General features: G+C 64.4%; 14 protein-coding genes and 1 pseudogene. 3 read left to right on the top strand and 12 right to left on the bottom strand.

Going from position 1 to position 15218, the window contains the following annotated elements:
- Nucleotides 1-2: 2 nt before the first annotated feature.
- Together ACNQS7_RS32875 and ACNQS7_RS32870 are read right to left on the bottom strand one after the other, a co-directional pair.
- On the bottom strand, nt 3-1448 hold the full coding sequence (locus ACNQS7_RS32875; RefSeq protein ID WP_011560560.1) for an FtsK/SpoIIIE domain-containing protein: 1446 nt from the start codon (nt 1446-1448) through the stop codon (nt 3-5).
- 92 nt (nt 1449-1540) lie between these two features.
- Complete coding sequence (locus tag ACNQS7_RS32870; protein ID WP_011560561.1) at nt 1541-1885, bottom strand: hypothetical protein; 345 nt, start codon at nt 1883-1885, stop codon at nt 1541-1543.
- Between the two features lie 253 nt (nt 1886-2138).
- On the opposite strand from ACNQS7_RS32870, the gene ACNQS7_RS32865 reads away from it, so the two are divergent.
- Both ACNQS7_RS32865 and ACNQS7_RS32860 read left to right on the top strand, forming a co-directional pair.
- Entirely contained in the window at nt 2139-2939 is an 801-nt protein-coding gene (locus ACNQS7_RS32865; protein ID WP_011560562.1) for a hypothetical protein, read from the top strand.
- 6 nt (nt 2940-2945) lie between these two features.
- Nucleotides 2946-3413 carry an NUDIX hydrolase gene (locus ACNQS7_RS32860; protein WP_005110618.1) on the top strand — a complete coding sequence of 156 codons (468 nt, stop codon included), beginning with the start codon at nt 2946-2948 and terminating at the stop codon, nt 3411-3413.
- 8 nt (nt 3414-3421) lie between these two features.
- Here ACNQS7_RS32860 and ACNQS7_RS32855 read toward each other — a convergent pair whose 3' ends face one another.
- The 10 genes from ACNQS7_RS32855 to ACNQS7_RS32810 all read right to left on the bottom strand — a co-directional run bounded on the left by ACNQS7_RS32855 (nt 3422) and on the right by ACNQS7_RS32810 (nt 14672).
- Nucleotides 3422-3958, bottom strand: a complete 537-nt coding sequence (locus tag ACNQS7_RS32855) for an HD domain-containing protein (protein ID WP_005110615.1) — start codon at nt 3956-3958, stop codon at nt 3422-3424.
- A 402-nt stretch (nt 3959-4360) separates the two neighbouring features.
- On the bottom strand, nt 4361-5185 hold the full coding sequence (gene istB, locus ACNQS7_RS32850) for an IS21-like element helper ATPase IstB (RefSeq protein ID WP_025239092.1): 825 nt from the start codon (nt 5183-5185) through the stop codon (nt 4361-4363).
- Entirely contained in the window at nt 5182-6771 is a 1590-nt protein-coding gene (istA, locus tag ACNQS7_RS32845; RefSeq protein ID WP_100522084.1) for an IS21 family transposase, read from the bottom strand. The genes istB and istA overlap by 4 nt, the downstream gene beginning before the upstream one ends.
- A 189-nt stretch (nt 6772-6960) precedes the next feature.
- Nucleotides 6961-7182, bottom strand: a complete 222-nt coding sequence (locus tag ACNQS7_RS32840) for a hypothetical protein (RefSeq protein WP_025239365.1) — start codon at nt 7180-7182, stop codon at nt 6961-6963.
- The gene (locus ACNQS7_RS32835) at nt 7179-8954 is read right to left on the bottom strand and encodes a ThiF family adenylyltransferase (protein WP_011768281.1); all 1776 of its coding nucleotides are present in this window, start codon (nt 8952-8954) and stop codon (nt 7179-7181) included. The genes ACNQS7_RS32840 and ACNQS7_RS32835 overlap by 4 nt, the downstream gene beginning before the upstream one ends.
- Nucleotides 8951-9964 (bottom strand): SMODS domain-containing nucleotidyltransferase, encoded by a 1014-nt coding sequence (locus ACNQS7_RS32830; RefSeq protein WP_005110610.1) that lies wholly within the window; start codon nt 9962-9964, stop codon nt 8951-8953. The genes ACNQS7_RS32835 and ACNQS7_RS32830 overlap by 4 nt, the downstream gene beginning before the upstream one ends.
- On the bottom strand, nt 9951-11066 hold the full coding sequence (locus ACNQS7_RS32825; RefSeq protein WP_011560565.1) for a CBASS cGAMP-activated phospholipase: 1116 nt from the start codon (nt 11064-11066) through the stop codon (nt 9951-9953). The genes ACNQS7_RS32830 and ACNQS7_RS32825 overlap by 14 nt, the downstream gene beginning before the upstream one ends.
- A gap of 177 nt (nt 11067-11243) precedes the next feature.
- Nucleotides 11244-11987, bottom strand: a complete 744-nt coding sequence (locus ACNQS7_RS32820; protein ID WP_011560566.1) for a nucleotidyl transferase AbiEii/AbiGii toxin family protein — start codon at nt 11985-11987, stop codon at nt 11244-11246.
- Nucleotides 11984-12895: a hypothetical protein gene (locus ACNQS7_RS32815; protein WP_017205323.1), complete on the bottom strand. Its 912-nt coding sequence runs from the start codon at nt 12893-12895 to the stop codon at nt 11984-11986. Before ACNQS7_RS32815 ends, ACNQS7_RS32820 begins: the two co-directional genes overlap by 4 nt.
- 614 nt (nt 12896-13509) lie before the next feature.
- Nucleotides 13510-14672 (bottom strand): IS3 family transposase gene (locus ACNQS7_RS32810; protein WP_225323256.1). Its coding sequence is split into 2 segments (ribosomal slippage): nt 13510-14385 and nt 14388-14672, totalling 1161 coding nucleotides; the frame shifts between segments, so codons are not numbered across the junction.
- 68 nt (nt 14673-14740) lie between these two features.
- On the opposite strand from ACNQS7_RS32810, the pseudogene ACNQS7_RS32805 reads away from it, so the two are divergent.
- Nucleotides 14741-15184 (top strand): annotated as a pseudogene (locus tag ACNQS7_RS32805) (DDE-type integrase/transposase/recombinase); the annotation flags it as partial.
- Nucleotides 15185-15218 lie beyond the last annotated feature (34 nt).

Raw genomic sequence — 15218 nt, 5'->3', positions numbered from 1 at the left:
AGCTATTCACCGCTGCCCTCACCCACGGTGTGCCCGGTATCGGTGTTGTGTGGATGGTGGGTCTTGTTCGGTCGGCTCGGGGGTCGGCGGAACCGAGTGGCCAGCGCGGTGATGTCGTGGTCGGTGACGTGGAAGGCCCGCACCCGCTGGGCGTAGGCGGTGCCGTCAACCATCATGTAGCCAACACCCGGTGTCGCGTCGGGGATGCGGTCACATTCGGCGCCGGCATCGCGTGCTCCCTGTCCCAGGACCATAGTGGTTTGGGTGGCTTCAGTCAGGCGCAACCCGATCCGCACCGTGAACAGCTGCCTTAACGGCAGGGTGTCTTTGGCGGGGTCTTGCACCGCGGCGACGACGCTGATGCCGACTGCGCGGCCTTGCGAGAGCAGGAGGCCCAGGAGTTGTTCGATTTCGGTGCGGACCTTGCGGTCGGTCACATACGCACTCAGTGCTGCGATTTCATCGATCACTACCACGAACAACGGCTCCGACGTCGTGGGAGTGTGTAGTCGGGTGTGGCCGCGCAGACGATTCGCCCGGGCGTGCATCACCGTGACGAGCTGGCGTAGCAGCTCCAGGGTGGTGTCGGTGGCGTCGTGGGTGAACACGGTGAACAGGGGTGCTCCGGCACCGAGTTCCATGCCACCTTTGGGGTCGATGACACATAACCGCACCAGTCCGGTCTTCACCGCGGGGGCGATGCCGGCGATCAACGACCACAGCACTGAGCCTTTACCTGCGCCGGTTGCCCCGGCGATCAGCACATGGTGACCGAGCAGCGGCACTTGCCACCAATGCCGCGTTTCGGTGATCCCGACCCGCACCAGCGCCAGGTCCACCGGGGTTGCCGGGGCGGGCATGGGCAGGACGATCGGTTCAGCGAGCACGTCTGCCCGCATTAAAGTGATGCGCAGTTCGCCAGGCGAGGTGGCGGTGATGCTGATGCGGTCGGCGCGCCACGCGGCGGCCAGCGCGTCGGACTGTTTATGCCAATCTGCCACGGACTGGCCGGTGACGATGCGCACCGCCAGCACATCGGTGGTTTTACCGATTGTCACCGTGCGCAGGGTGGGAGTGAGGGTGCGGCCGCCGAGTGTGGCCGTCAGGCCGTGCAAGGTGCAGGTCGATTCCCAGGTGCGGGTGTAGCGCGACCACGTGAGCCAGCGCCGCCGTACCGGTTCGGTCACCCAGGCGCGAAATGACCCCGGTTGGAGCCAGGCCCAGCCCGCATACCCGGCACTGCACACGATCGCGCAGATCAGGCCCACGCGTGGGCCGTGGCTGATGGCAAGCACGAGGCTGGCGATGATGGGCACGTTGATCGCCGGGAACAGCACCGCCCACCAGAGCACATACCCGGCTGCGGTGAACAGCGACATGACCAGTTCTCCGAACCAGTCGTCATCGCCTGATCCACTGTTGGTGGTGTTCTTATTGTTCGATGTCATGAGAGATGCCCTCCGTGAGCGTGTGGTCAACAGCAATGCCCGGGGTGGCGGGGTGCGGTGATCGGTTCACCGCACCCCACACCCGCTTGGGGTTACTTCTGCGGGCGTGTCTGCTCACTCGGCGCAGCACCACTGGCGGTGGCGGGGGTGAGGGCATCAGCGCGGAACGCCACCCCGCTGCGATCACCTTGGGCCCACGGGATGGCCACCAGACCAACCACCGAAATAGACTGCGTGACTGTAACTTTGGGGTCTCCTGCCACGGTGACATTGAGTACTTCGCCGCCGGAGTCATCCAGCGCGAGGACCTGGGTGGCGTACATCGGCATCCCGGTGGCGGTGTCGACTTTCGGGGCGCCGGTTTCGAAGTTCAGCCGTGGCTCCGGAGCGCGGGTGACGATAAAACGAGTTCCAGACGTATCGATTCTCAAACGCATTGTCCTACTAGTCCTTTCGTGAGATGTTGACGCCGGTCCGGCGCTGGATTCAGTTCACGTGGACATCACGGACGTTGCGAGAGACATGTGCCGACATTTCCGACACATCCACGGGCATTTCGGACACGGCCGGACATACCCACGGACATCACACCGACACTATCGCCGCAGGGTGGCGGCAATCGCATGGCAAACTAGACACCACGCGCTGAAGGATGGATACGGACGACACGGGAAGATGTGCGCTGACACGATGGACGAGCAGGACGGCACCGAGGCCGCCATCACTCCCAACGATCGCCTCGCGCAGCGGCTACAGGCCAAAGGTCTGTCCTCGCAGCGGTTCGCCACCGCGGTGGGTGTCGATATCAAGTCGGTGCGACGCTGGCTGGCCGATAGCGACTACAGAATTCGCGAACACAACGCCCGCAGCGCCAGCGAGGTGCTCGACTGCACTCCGCATGACCTGTGGCCCAAGCAGTACCCGGCCGCTACCCCCCGTGCAGTGACAACAGCGTCTGCGGGTGGGCCATTCACCGCGACCCTGTATGCCAGCCGTACTCAGCTGCCGATCACGACGTGGCAGCAGCATTTCGCCGACGCCACCACCGGCATCGACATCCTCGTGCTCGCGGCCACGTTCCTGTTCGACACCCTCGACGGATTCCTCGACACCCTGCTCGCCGCCGCCGCCCGCGGTGTGTCGGTGCGGTTTCTCGTCGGGGATCCCGACACTGCGACCACGATCTTGCGCGGTGAGGAGGAAGGGATCGGCGAGGCTGTCATCGCCCGCTGCCGCACGTCGGTGGAGTTGCTCGCCCCTCACGCTTGTACCCCGGGGCTGGACATTCGCACCCACGACACCGCGCTCTACACGTCGATCTTTCGGGTCGATGACGCCATGATTGTCAACTTCCACATCTACGGCTCACCCGGGCGCAACAACCCTGTGCTGGTTCTGTCACGTCACCATGAGCCAAGGCTCTGGACCACCCTCGAAGACGCTTTCACCCAGGTCTGGAACCGCGCCAGACCGCTGACCGCGAAAGGCTGACCCCCGATGCGCACCGACTACTACAATGACCCCAACGCCCCGGCGCCCAACAGTGTCGTTCCGTCCGCCTCGGCCATCGTCACCGACGAACAAGGTCGTATTCTGCTGATCAAACGCCGCGACAACACCCTGTGGGCGTTACCCGGCGGCGGACACGACATCGGCGAAACCATCGCCGACACCGCCGTGCGGGAAGTCAAAGAAGAAACCGGGCTCGACGTCGAAGTCACGGGTCTGGTCGGTGTCTACACCAACCCCCACCACGTGGTCGCGTTCACCGATGGCGAAGTGCGCCAACAATTCTCGCTACTGTTCGCCACCACGGTGCTCGGCGGGACCCTCGCCATCGACCACGAAAGCACCGACATCGCCTGGACTGCCCCCGACGACATCGCTGGCCTGGATATGCATCCGTCGATGCGACTGCGCGTCGAGCACTACCTGCAACGCCGCGACAGCCCCTACCTCGGCTGACCGCTGGGCTACAGCCAGTCGCGTACTCGCCGGACCGCCGCCAACAATTCGTCGCGGCCCGCGTCGACCGCCCGGTGCACCGGGTCCTCGGATCCATAACGCGCCAACACGTCGCGTAGTCGATCTCGCGGTGATATCGGCGCCCCGTCAGGTCCAGTCGTCAGATCGCAAAAAGTCAACGCATCAAGGACATTGCTGGGCGGATCGCTGAACGCGGACAAACCCGACAAGCCCCGCTCGGCAGCCTCCGCGTGCGCTCCGGTATGAAAGGCCACCAAGGAAGCGACCAGCTCCCCGAAACCCGCCGATCGCACGAACTCCGCTCCATCAAGGGGATGAAAACCGGTCCGGCGCACCGACGGTGCGTAACCGATATCGTGCAACCACCCCGCCGCGACCAGACAGTCCGCCGTTTGAGCATCGAAACGCCGGCTCAACCGCTCGGCAGTCGTCGCGACCCCCCGGACATGCGCCAACCGCCGCGGCTGCTCAGCCAGCCGCGCCTCGGCCTCGCGCCGTGCACGCTGCGCCAAAACTACGCTCACAACCGCCAGCCTACGAGCCCCAGCACCATGCCGCAGCCCCGTCGCGGCTGATGGCGCAGATCCTGGACACCCGCGACCCGCAGGAACCGGCGGCCACCAGCAGGCTTCGCTACGCTCGCTCTGCTCCCGTCCGCTGGCGCTCCCGTCCGCGCCGCTCCCTGCGCTCCGCCCTCCGTCCGCCGCCACGCATGCATGCACCCACGACCGGCGCCGGAACTAAGTCGCAGGCCACAGCGCTGGCATCACGACGAGGCGCAGCTGCCCTCGCTGCTCGCCGCATCGAGACGCCGCGAGCGGCAGGCCGGACCAATAGCCTGACCGTCGCTGACCTGCGATGTGAGAACTTTCTTTACTGGTATCGAGACACCTGCTCGATACAGCGGCGAAGGCGTACTGGCAATGTCAACTTGACTTGGCCCCACTAGGACGGCTCGATTTGGCTCCGGCTGGTTTGGGGGGCTGGGTGGTTCGGGCGTGGGCCAGTCGGTAGGAGTGGCTGCCGGTTTCGATGATCTGGCCGGCGAAGGTGAGACGGTCGACGATGGCTGCGCAGAGTCGGGGGTCGGTGAAGGTCTTGGTCCAGGCCGAGAAGGGCTCGTTGGAGGCGATCGCGATCGCGGAGCGTTCCTCTCGCTCGGTGAGTACCTGGAACAGCAACTCGGCGCCGCGTCGGTCGAGCTGCAGGTATCCCAGTTCATCGATGAGCAGCAGGTCGACGCGGCCGTAGCGGGTGATGAGTTTGGTGAGGTGTTTGTCGTCGGCGGCTTCAACGAGTTCGTTGACCAGCTTGCTGGCCAGGGTGTAGCGGACGCGGTAGCCGGATTCGGCGGCGCGGGTGCCGAGGCCGATGAGCAGGTGGCTCTTGCCGGTGCCGGAGTCGCCGATCAGGCAGAGCGGGTAGCCGGCCTTGACCCAGTGGCAGCTGGCGAGTTGACCGATGAGGGCCGGGTTGATCGCGGGGTTAGCTTCAAAAGAGAAGTCCTCCAACCGTTTCGGGCGGGGAAACCCGGCGTCACGGGTGCGGCGTTCGGCACGGCGGTGGTCGCGGTCGTCGCATTCGGCGATGACCAGTTCAGCGAGGAACCCCAGGTAGGTGTGGTGTTCGCGTTCGGCGGTGGCGGCGATCTCGGCGAAGCGCTCACGAATGGTGGGCAGGCGCAGCACGCGGCAGCCTTGGTCGATGGCGGCGGTCGCGGCCGACTCGGTCATGCCGTGGCGTGCGGTCATGAGCTTTCCTTTCCGAGCAGGGCGTCGTATTTGTCCAGGCAAGGCAGCGCCCGGGTGTCAGCGGGCAACTCGGCGCGACGCCGGATGAGATCGACAACCACGTCGGTGTCCTGATCGTTGTGTGGGCTGGGTGTCCTGCCGCGGTGCTCGGCGGCCTTGCGGGCTTCCAGGGCCACGACGTCGGGGTTGACCGAACCCACGGCCAGGGCCGCGGTGATCCCGACCAGTACGTCGGCGTGGTCCAAGCGGCGATGCAGCAGCAGCACCTCGACCAGGGCGCGGGTCCCGGCGGCGTCGCCGTGGGCTCTGCGGGCCGCAGCCCAGAACCGGTCGTGGGTGGCAGTGAACACCCTGGCCGCCCGGGCCTGGGCCAGCGCGGTCGCTCCAGGCAGGGCGCCGGGTTTGCGCAGCAGGATTTCCAGATAGTGGTCCAGGTCAAGAACTTTGGCGCCCTTACCGATGGCCCGCTGGTGGCGGGCCACCACCTGGTTGCGGTCATAGGCGGTGACCGTGGAGGCCGACAGCTTGACCCGCAGCCGATGACCGATGAACCGGGCCGGCACCGAGTACTGGTTGCAGCGCACCATGATCTGGGCGTAGCGGTCCACCCGCGGGGTCAGGCTCAGGGCGGTATCGAACGGCTCTCTGGGCAACGGACCCAGCAGGGTTTTCTCCACCGCGAAGTCCTGGGCCACGCTGGTCGACCGGTTGCCGACCCGGCGAGCGTCATCGGCCTCATCAGCGGCGGCCAGCACAGCGTTGAGTTCGTCGATGGAGGCCACCACCGGCATCGGCACGCAATGGTTGCGGCGGAAACGCCCGCCTTCGCCCTCAACCCCGCCCTTCTCGTGGCTGCCCTCGTGGCCGGGCTGGCAGTACCAGGCCTCGAACCCGTAGTGGGAGCGAAACGCGATCCAGCGGTCGTTCTCCTGGCGGGATCGCCCGAACAGGACCGCCGTGACCGCGCTGTTGAGGTTGTCGTAGCGGATCTTGTCGGTCGGTACACCGCCGAACCGGGCGAAGGCGTATTCGTGGCCTTCCAGGAACGCCTCCTGCCCGGCGGTGATCGAGGCCCGGTGTGCTGCTCGCCCCGAGTAGGACAACCGCATCGTGAACAACGTGGTCTTGGTCTTGACTCCGGCCAGGATCACCCACAGGTCGTGGAAGTCGACCTCGGCCTGAGCGCCGGGCTCATAGGTCTGGGGCACATACCCCAACTCCAGGGGCCGACCCGCATCGGCCAGGATCTGCGGGCGGCGTTTGCGGACATGATCACGCACCGTCGAATACGACAAGCCCTGTGCGCCATGCTCATCGACCAGCCGGGCTAACACTCGCCGCGCAGTATGGCGTTGCTTCTTCGGGGCATCCAGATCGCTGAGCAACATGGCGTCGATCGCCGCCTTGAACGGCTCCAACCGAGGGGCCACCCGCGCCGCGGTCTTACGCGCCGGCGGCACCGCCGAGGCCAACGCCTGGCGCACCGTGCGCCGATGCACCCCGTGCTTGTCAGCCAACCCCCGGATCGAAAGCCCCTCGACCCGGTGATCCCGCCGGATCGCCTCGAACTGCTGCACCCGTGACACCCTTCGCACGCCTGACCTCCGCGACCGGTAATCCGGACCATCCGGACACCGACCACGCTGAGGTGGGGCCAAATCAAGCCGTCATAACCGACACGGCGTGTCACCGAAGTGGGGCCAAATCAGGCCGTCACAACAACACCCCGCGACCACCCGACCGGGGCCAAATCAAGCCGTCCCCCTGGGGCCAAATCAGACTGCCACGGCCAGGCGTACCGCCGCTAACAGGAAGAAGTGCAGGTCACGTTCAAGAGTTTGGAGTTCCACGTGGTCGGCGTGCCGCTTGTTGAAGCGTCGGTCGATGCGTCCTGATTGGAGCGCCACGGCGTTGATCCAGTTGGTTGCCTCGGTGCGAAGACGCTCGACAATGACGCCCTCTGATGGGGCATTGCGTTGACGTTCCGTTGCCCTCATTCTGTCCCTGCTGTGTGATCCATGGGGTGCGTTACACCGGGGAGGAAGTGGTGTCGGGGGCCGCTGGCCGCGTGCGGCAGAGCGATGAGGTGTGTGCCCGAAACCGCGGAGTCCGGTTGTTGGAGGTGGCTTCCGATCAGGTTGACGAGTGTGGCTGCGACCGCTACGAGGTCGGCTGCCGAGCCGTGGAATGTGGGGACCGAGCAGCCCCTGGTTGGTATAAGTTCGTCATCGCTGGGTTCTTGCCACAGCGTGTGGTAGAGCTCAAGTCCGCTGTCGCCCTGGATTGTTCGGCCAGCGTCTTGATCGATGCTGGAAACTGTCGCTGTTGCGCTTGCGGCGCACAGCACGGCTAGGCCGAGCGTGCCAGAGCGAGCGTCTGTGGCGACCTGAGCGATCAATGCCTTTCGCGTCGGCGCAGTTGCCAACGCATCGAGACAGCTCGTGATGCCGTTGTTCACTGTGGCGTCGATGATGAGATCCGCTGCCAGGCATGACGTGTGGTCTTCTGGGAGGTGCCCTTCTGCGACGGTGACCGTCAGGTCATCACGGATCGCGCGGAGCCGTCCAGCGAGTGCCTCGGCTTTGGAACGGCCAATGTCGTCTTCGACGTAGTTTTGTCGGACGAGCAAGCCGCCGGTGACGATGCCAGGGTCGCACACGGTGATCTCCGATGCTCCTGCGCGAGCGATGAATTCGGCGATCCATGATCCGAGCCCGCCGCAGCCCCAGATGTGGACAGTCTTTCGTTGAAATCCGTTCACGGGGCGGCCGTCGTCGCGGCGGGTTGTCACTTCGGGTCGTTCGTCGGACATCCTGCACCACTCAATCGGGATTTCAGTGTTGATCTTCGCGGGGTCGAGAACAACCCCCACACCCCGTTGCTGCGCGACCTCGCGGAGCGCATTCGCCGTTGGGGTGGGGAGCCGTCCGCCCAAGAGGTGGGGTGGGCCTCCAGCGGGGTGCGGCACGGCGAGGACGAAGTATTGCTCGGCGTCGTGGTGATTTCGTAACGCACTCGCCAGGAGGGCGGTGAGGAACGCCGGCGATTGCGGTGCGATCCGGGGAGCCCGTCCTTCGAGGCGGTCAAGGTAGGGGTCGTCCAGGAGAGCAAGCAGTAGCGCGAATGTGGATGCGGCACCGAACGGCAGCGCGGTGGCCAGGGTAATTACCGGTACGCGATGCCCGGCAGCTCCAGGCGAGTACGTCAGGTCGTATCGGTGCGTTGACCGGGCGATCAGGTGAGCCGTTTGGTGGCGCTTCGCCGGTCCGGGTTCTCGGGTAACGATCGTCGGTGTGTCATGTGCCTGATGCGGCACTCCGCCAACAGCGTGGTACATGGCGGTGGCGGCGTCGAAGTTTCCGGCGGCCGCGTCGACGAGCCAGTCCCAAAGGCGGGTGAGTAGGCCGGCCACACCAAGCGTCGGCTGCCATTCCCGTGAAGGATCCAAATAGATGCATAGTCGTTGACCCGCGAGCACATGGGGGTAGCCGAGAAACCGAGTGTGATCAACGTCGATAGCCGGTAGCGAGTACGAAGAGGGGCGAAGCTGAAGGATGAACTCCTCGGTCTCTTGAAGTTGCAGGCCACCCGGATGATGCGGGATGGCGGCCGTGCGTAGCGAGATGCGGAGCGACGCCTCGCCGCTAGCGTCGAGCGTGGGTCTTCCTCGGACCTGGATTTCGTTGGGACGTTGTTGCGCTAGCGCTTTGAGTTCGGCGAGGAGATGCTTCTGCCAGCCCGTCAGCGTGGGCTGGTGGCGTCTGGTCACCCTGCCCGACCAGAGCGCCCCACTGTTGAGTCCGCGGCAGAGGTGGCTGCTGGAAACTTCGCGCTAGCGGTTGTTGTGGCCGGCGCCTTGAATCCGTCGCCGAAGATGTTCTGCCACAGCTGGACACTGCGGTCTTTGTCTTTCTCCTCGTAGGCCGCTTCGATGTCGGCGGCATGCACGTGGATTCGGTCACGGAAGTAGCTGTAGGTCGCCTGAGCGCTCTCGGGGTCTGGTCCCCACCGGTGGTCGAACGTCACGCCGGAACCGGACGGGTCGGCGATGGAGGGCTTGATCGGGTTCGCTTGCAACCAGGTGTCGAGGTCTTGCACGACATGAAGAAGAGTTGTGGGGACGTTGCTGTAGTAACTCGGGTCCAGGAGCTTGCGCAAGTCTGTTACCTGCTCCCCCAGCATGGTGGTCAGCAGGACTGAACGTGTGCCGGTGAACGAATTCTTGTGATCACGAAGGTATTTCATGAGTCTGATCACTTTGCGTAAGTTCCCGCTGGCGATAGAGTCCTGTTTCTTCATCCAATCGGTGAAACCCTGCGGGTTCGTCAGCTCCCACTCGTTGTCGTCGCGGTTGACGATGACCTCTCGACCGTCGGCCAGGTTGAGGTGAGGGACGATGTCGACGTGCATGGAGTTGGCGTAGACGAGCCGCGCGCAGCGGCACTTACGTGAGTGCGGCATGGTGCCGTAGGTGCTGTGCCGATGCAGGGCTGCGTAGACCTCATCGATGTAGGTCTTGGGGTTGTCGGCCCAGTCCGGGTTCTGGCTCATGTCGAGCATGAAGTCGGCGTCGAACTCGTTGTCACCGACGGGGTTGATGATCGTGCGGTGTGCCCAGGAGCCTTGCGGCGTCTTGCCGGTGATCAGCGCACCGATTTCGACGTCGGCTTTGAGTGCCTTGTAGATGGCTTCGACGCGCTGGTTGAGTAGGTCCAGTTTGAACTGGCTGAGATTGACCGTGTCTTTCAGCAAGACGTTGAAGTGGTCAGCGAGTTGCATTGGGGGCCTCCGTGTGTGAAATGCTGCCCGGATCGTCGCGGTGTCGGCGTCCGTTCACCGGTGTGTATGCGGGCGCCTGGTGGTCAGCGAATTTCGCGGTGTAGCTAGGGCTGAGTTCTCGGCTGACTGAGGCAGCGAGGCCGGCCACGTCCTTTGGGTCCGCCGAGTCCAGTGCGTAGAGGCCGCCGGGCACTAGAGCGTCGAAGCGCGTGTAGTTGGATTTGCCGATCAAGTGTTCGGCGAGGCCCTGTCCGCCACGGCTGCTGGCGTTAAGGATCAGCGGGGCAATCGGTCTTGCCCAGTGTAAGAGTCCGCCGCGGTCCAAGCGCTTGGGGTGATCGGTCAGCTGATCAATGGTGCCGACGTTGAGGACGGTAATCGCGTCGAGAGGAACACCGAGCATGCTGACGGCCTCGGCGATCGCGACGACAGCCGGGTTGTTGGCCCATACTCCGCCGTCAATGAGCCTGTGTCCGTCGACGTACGCCGCGGGGAAGTACAGCGGCGCCGCCGAGGTCGCCAGTGCAACGTCCACCATCGGTATGCGCCAGTCGCGGGTCAGCCGTGTGTGGTGCGGAGTCTTGAAGATGTGCACGGCCCCGCGTTGTACATCCCACGCGGGAATGACGAGTCGCTTCGTGCTGTCGCCAAGGAGTCGGGCTCCGAGGACGCCGGTCAACGCTTGCCGCAGCGCCTCTGCGTCATAGATGGGCGATCTCAGCTGCCGTGGTCGGCGCCATCCTCGCCGCCTCGACGCCGGAAAGACTTTCTCGACCAGTTCTTCGTAGTGGGAGACAATCTCCTTCGGCGTGAGGCCCGCACCGAGACCCAGTGCGACGATGCCGCCCGCCGACGTGCCAGCAATGAGGTCGAAGGAATCGGTGATCCTAACGCCCAGATCCTGCTCCAGACGTGCAAGCACATGCGCAGTGAACAACGCCTTGGCGCCCCCTCCATCGAGAGCGAGGACCTGGAAGCGCTCGGGGCGCGGGCCAGCCGCCTCGCGCTCGGCTGCTGGATAGACCTGCGCGGCGAATTCGCCAGGTCCCGGCGAGGACGTACCATTATCAAGGTTGGCAGGCGTCGCGGGAACTACATCCATGTAACTAGACTACGCCGCTCCGCCGACAACGACCTAGCCGTTATTGCCACCGGCGTGGGGACCCGCGCAGCCAGCAGCCATGTCAATGCTCCGGCTCAGCATTTGCCGGCTCCGTCGAGACCGAAACCGTTTCGCTCGGCGTAGCCGCACGGAAACGAACGACTGTCTGCTGGTGCGTCATCGCGACACGATGGCGACATGGCGCCGGAGCAGCGCCCGCACTCTGGCCGGCACCCTCGTCGGCGGACTGGAGATCATCTGCGCTGCCACACGCGCAGCGTCGCCGCGCTCGCCGGCCTTTGTGATCTTGGGGTCGCCCAGGCGCCACGGCGAAGCGTGGTAATCGGGTTGTGACGCGACGATCTCCAGTAGTGTCTCGATATCCTGGAGGTCACGTTCGGAGTCGCGAACGGTACGTGCCAGCATCTTCAACACGAATGCTGCCTCGACGTCGGGAACCGGAATTTCGAACTCAACCGTGTCGCCGTCGGTGAGTCGGGCTGTGACGGCGACTTCGATCGGCGGTAGGGCGAGCGCCAACCGCAGCCCTGGCGCTCCGTCGAAGGCTCGTTCGCCGATGATCCGCTTGCCTGGTTTGGCTGCGGTGGGAACTAAGAGGTCGACCGCTTGCTCACCCCGCTCGTAGCGGTTGCCGCACTCAGCGGTGTACCCCAGTGCGGTGAGTCGATCGTGGAGGTTCCCGGTGGACGCCACGTTGACGTCGATCCCGGTGTCTGCGTCGGAGGTCAGTCGCGGTATGCCCGACACGTTGTAGACGTGCCGCAGCAGTCGCACCATGTGACCGCCGATGACGCGGTACTCGATGTCGGCAGTGACTGCGGCCACGTCACGCAGTGCACGCATTCCGTTGTCGTCGGCCACCGCAGTGCAGGCGATTTGCACCGATGCTGTTCCGGTCACCGGTGCACGATCCAGTCGCTGAGATGCTGCGGTGCACCGTCGCCAAGATCGGCACCGCCGCTGAGGTCCTGAAGCGCAATCACTGGATCCACAGTGATGATGTCGGAACGCTGCGTATCACGAACCCGCCGCCACCAGGCCGCGGTCGTCCAGACGGTCGGGTCGGCGGGAACCCGCACAGTCAAGGTCGCTTCCTCGGCGGTGGCCTCCACCAAACCGAACTCGGAGAGGTCGACCAGTTCTTTGGCATAGACCAGACCTCTGGTTGGTACCTGCCACGGTCGCAGGACGTCGGCGGCGACCTCGCCGCCAGCAAGGATCGGCACGGTGAGCTCGGCGCCGAGTCGGGTCGCACTGCGCACCTGCTCCACTACCGGATCCATTCCATACCAGTACGTTTCGACAAGTCCGCTGTCCGCAGGTACCAATGCCAGTTTCACCAGGAGCTCCCGGCGCGCAGCCTCGGTCATCGGCGTGTCCGGCAGCGGATCCTTCTCGGTCATTTTGGACACCGCCTGCTGGCTAACTCCGATGGCCGCGGCAATGTCGCGTTGGCGGAGGTGACCGCGCGTAAGCACACAGACCCGTTCAGCCGCCCGCCGCCGCCAGCTGCGCTCGCTGGCGGCGCGGGGCGGCCGTCCTGGTGTTGGCGTTCGGTAGGTTCGCCCGGAGAGCACCAGTTCGCCGGTGCTGCCGACGCTGAGATCCACGTCAGCCTGAGCCAGGAGCGCTGAACGTGCCTCATCTGAGATGGTCTCGCACACCACGAATACGCGGCGGCCTGGATGGCGGCGCACACGACTAAGGACTGCGGCCGGAGATGGCACACGTTCTGCCAGAACCAGGTCCGCTACTACGGCGCGGCCATCGATTCGGTATGTGATGCTGTGTGCATCACCAGTCACCATCCGCACGCCTGCGTCGACCAAGCGGGCAGGAATCGAAGCAGAGAGCACGTCTGTTACTCTACTCAGTGACTACTTGTCAAACAACCTATTGTCGATAAATAGCGTTCTGGTTGTTTGACTTCGACCAACCAGTGGCGTACAAACCGTCCATTGATCCGTCATACGCTGGTGGAGTTTAACGGGCCTAGCGTCGAGGAACCTGAGCAGATAGAGCTACTCTGACGTTTTCGCGGCGACGCCGGTAGCCCAGGCATCGCTGACAGCCGCTGACTCTTAATCAGCGGGTCTGGGGTTCGAAACCCTGACGGCGCACCATGCAAACGCAATGCTCAGGCAGGGTTGTTGTCGTTTCGGAGTGTTTGCTGCCTGTGACAGATGTGACCGATGTGACCGAAAGGTCTCCATATTGTCCCCGCGCTGCGGAAGCAGACCCACCACAGCAAACGGCGCGTCGGCGTGACATGTGAGACCGCCGTCCTAAGGTCGTGCCGTGTCTAATATGCCTCCCGACCCCGATGCATCTGACTCACGCGAGGACGGTGCACCTACCAAAGAGGCCTGTGCCAAGCTCTATCAGGAAGTGGGTCTGCTGCACGATCAGGTGACAATTTCGGTCACGCGGCCTGACTGGCCGTCGTGGTCATGATGGCTTCGTATTCGACGGGGGTCAACCGGCCGAGGGCGCCTTGGCGGCGACGTCGGTGGTAGGTGCGTTCGATCCAAGTGACGATGGCGATCCGCAGCTCCTCTCGGGTGGCCCAGCGGCGGCGGTCGAGGACGTTCTTCTGCAGCAGGCTGAAGAAGCTCTCCATCGCCGCGTTGTCGCCGGCCGCGCCGACACGTCCCATTGAGCCGACCATGCCGTGATGGTGCAGGGCCTGGACGAACTTTCGACTTCGAAACTGCGACCCTCTGTCCGTGTGAACCACGCAGCCGGCGACCACCCCACGGCGGCCGACCGCGTTGCGCAGCGCGGCGGTCGCCAGGCGTGACTTCATTCGGGAGTCGATCGAATAACCCACGATGCGGTTGGAGAATGCATCCTTGATCGCGCAGAGGTAGAGCTTGCCCTCGCCGGTATAATGCTCAGTTATGTCGCTGAGCCACAACATGTTTGGCGTTTCAGCGGTGAAGTCGCGCTGGACCAGATCGTCGTGCACCGGCGGTCCTGGTTTGCCGTTCTTGCCGCGCTTCTTGCCGAACACGCTCCACAACTGCTGCTGTGAGCAGATGCGCCAGGCGGTGCGCTCGGCCATCGGCTCGCCGGCCTCACGGGCCTCCTCGACGAGGTAGCGGTAGCCGAACTCGGGGTCCTCGCCGTGCGCGTCGAACAGGGCGTTGGCGCGGTATGCCTCGACGAGTTCGGCATTGGTGATGGGATTTGCCCGCCAGCGGTAGTAGGGCTGGCGGGCGAGCTTGAGTACCCGGCGCGTCACCGCGACGGGAATCCCGTCGGCGGCGAGCTCACTTACGAGCGGGTAGACCCTTTTCCCGGCAGATTGGCCTGCGACAAGTACGCCGCTGCCCGCCGTAAGACTTCATTCTCTTGTTCCAACAACCGATTTCGGCGTCGTAGCTCGCGCAGATCAGCGGAGTCATTGGTGCTCTTACCTGGCTTGGCGCCCTCGTCGACGTCGGCTTGGCGCATCCACTTGGTCAACGTCATCGGGTGCACGCCGAAATCGGTGGCGATCTGCTCGATCGTCACCCCGTCGTCGCGGTTACGGGCAACGCGGACGACGTCGTCGCGAAATTCACGGGGGTAGGGCCTAGGCACACTGACATCCTTCCAGCCCGCCCGCTTTGGGCAAGCCAACTCAGATGTCACCTATTGGTGCAGCAGACCCGATGATCGTGGGCTGGCGGGTAGCGTCGCACATGCGTACCACCATGGTGCTGGATGCGTTGGAGATGGCTCGTTGGTCACGCGGAAACACATTGCCGGGCTTGACATGTCACTCCGATGCCGGATCGCAATTCACCTCTATCCGCTATGGCGAACGGCTCGCCGAGATCGGAGCGGTCCGCTCGATCGGCACGATCGGAGACAGCTACGATAATGCCCTGGAGACGGTGAACGGCTACTACAAGGCGGAGCTGATCTACGGGCCAGTCCGCACCAGGCCGTGGAAGACCGTCGAGGACGTCGAACTCGCGACCCTGAGCTGGGTGTACTGGCACAACACCAGCCGCTTACACAGCTACCTTAATGACATCCCACCCACCGAGTTCGAAGCCGCGTTCCACGATGCACATGGGACCGACCAACCCCTGGCCGGAATCCAATAACCCGAGCCTCCGGGAAAGTCAGGGCGATTCAATC

Origin of the sequence: Mycobacterium sp. 23, assembly GCF_048287075.1 — a bacterium.
In the GTDB taxonomy this organism is placed as follows: Bacteria; Actinomycetota; Actinomycetes; order Mycobacteriales; family Mycobacteriaceae; genus Mycobacterium; species Mycobacterium gordonae_B.
Note: the sequence above shows the minus strand (reverse complement) of the source record. Positions and strands in the feature narration are given on the sequence as shown.

Excerpts from the sequence above, each read along its gene's own strand:
- ACNQS7_RS32840 (WP_025239365.1), bottom strand. The coding sequence starts at position 7,182 with ATGAGGGCAACGGAACGTCAACGCAATGCCCCATCAGAGGGCGTCATT.
- ACNQS7_RS32870 (WP_011560561.1), bottom strand. The coding sequence starts at position 1,885 with ATGCGTTTGAGAATCGATACGTCTGGAACTCGTTTTATCGTCACCCGC.
- ACNQS7_RS32860 (WP_005110618.1), top strand. The coding sequence starts at position 2,946 with ATGCGCACCGACTACTACAATGACCCCAACGCCCCGGCGCCCAACAGT.
- ACNQS7_RS32875 (WP_011560560.1), bottom strand. The coding sequence starts at position 1,448 with ATGACATCGAACAATAAGAACACCACCAACAGTGGATCAGGCGATGAC.
- ACNQS7_RS32865 (WP_011560562.1), top strand. The coding sequence starts at position 2,139 with ATGGACGAGCAGGACGGCACCGAGGCCGCCATCACTCCCAACGATCGC.
- ACNQS7_RS32830 (WP_005110610.1), bottom strand. The coding sequence starts at position 9,964 with ATGCAACTCGCTGACCACTTCAACGTCTTGCTGAAAGACACGGTCAAT.
- ACNQS7_RS32825 (WP_011560565.1), bottom strand. The coding sequence starts at position 11,066 with ATGGATGTAGTTCCCGCGACGCCTGCCAACCTTGATAATGGTACGTCC.
- ACNQS7_RS32815 (WP_017205323.1), bottom strand. The coding sequence starts at position 12,895 with ATGGTGACTGGTGATGCACACAGCATCACATACCGAATCGATGGCCGC.
- istB (WP_025239092.1), bottom strand. The coding sequence starts at position 5,185 with ATGACCGCACGCCACGGCATGACCGAGTCGGCCGCGACCGCCGCCATC.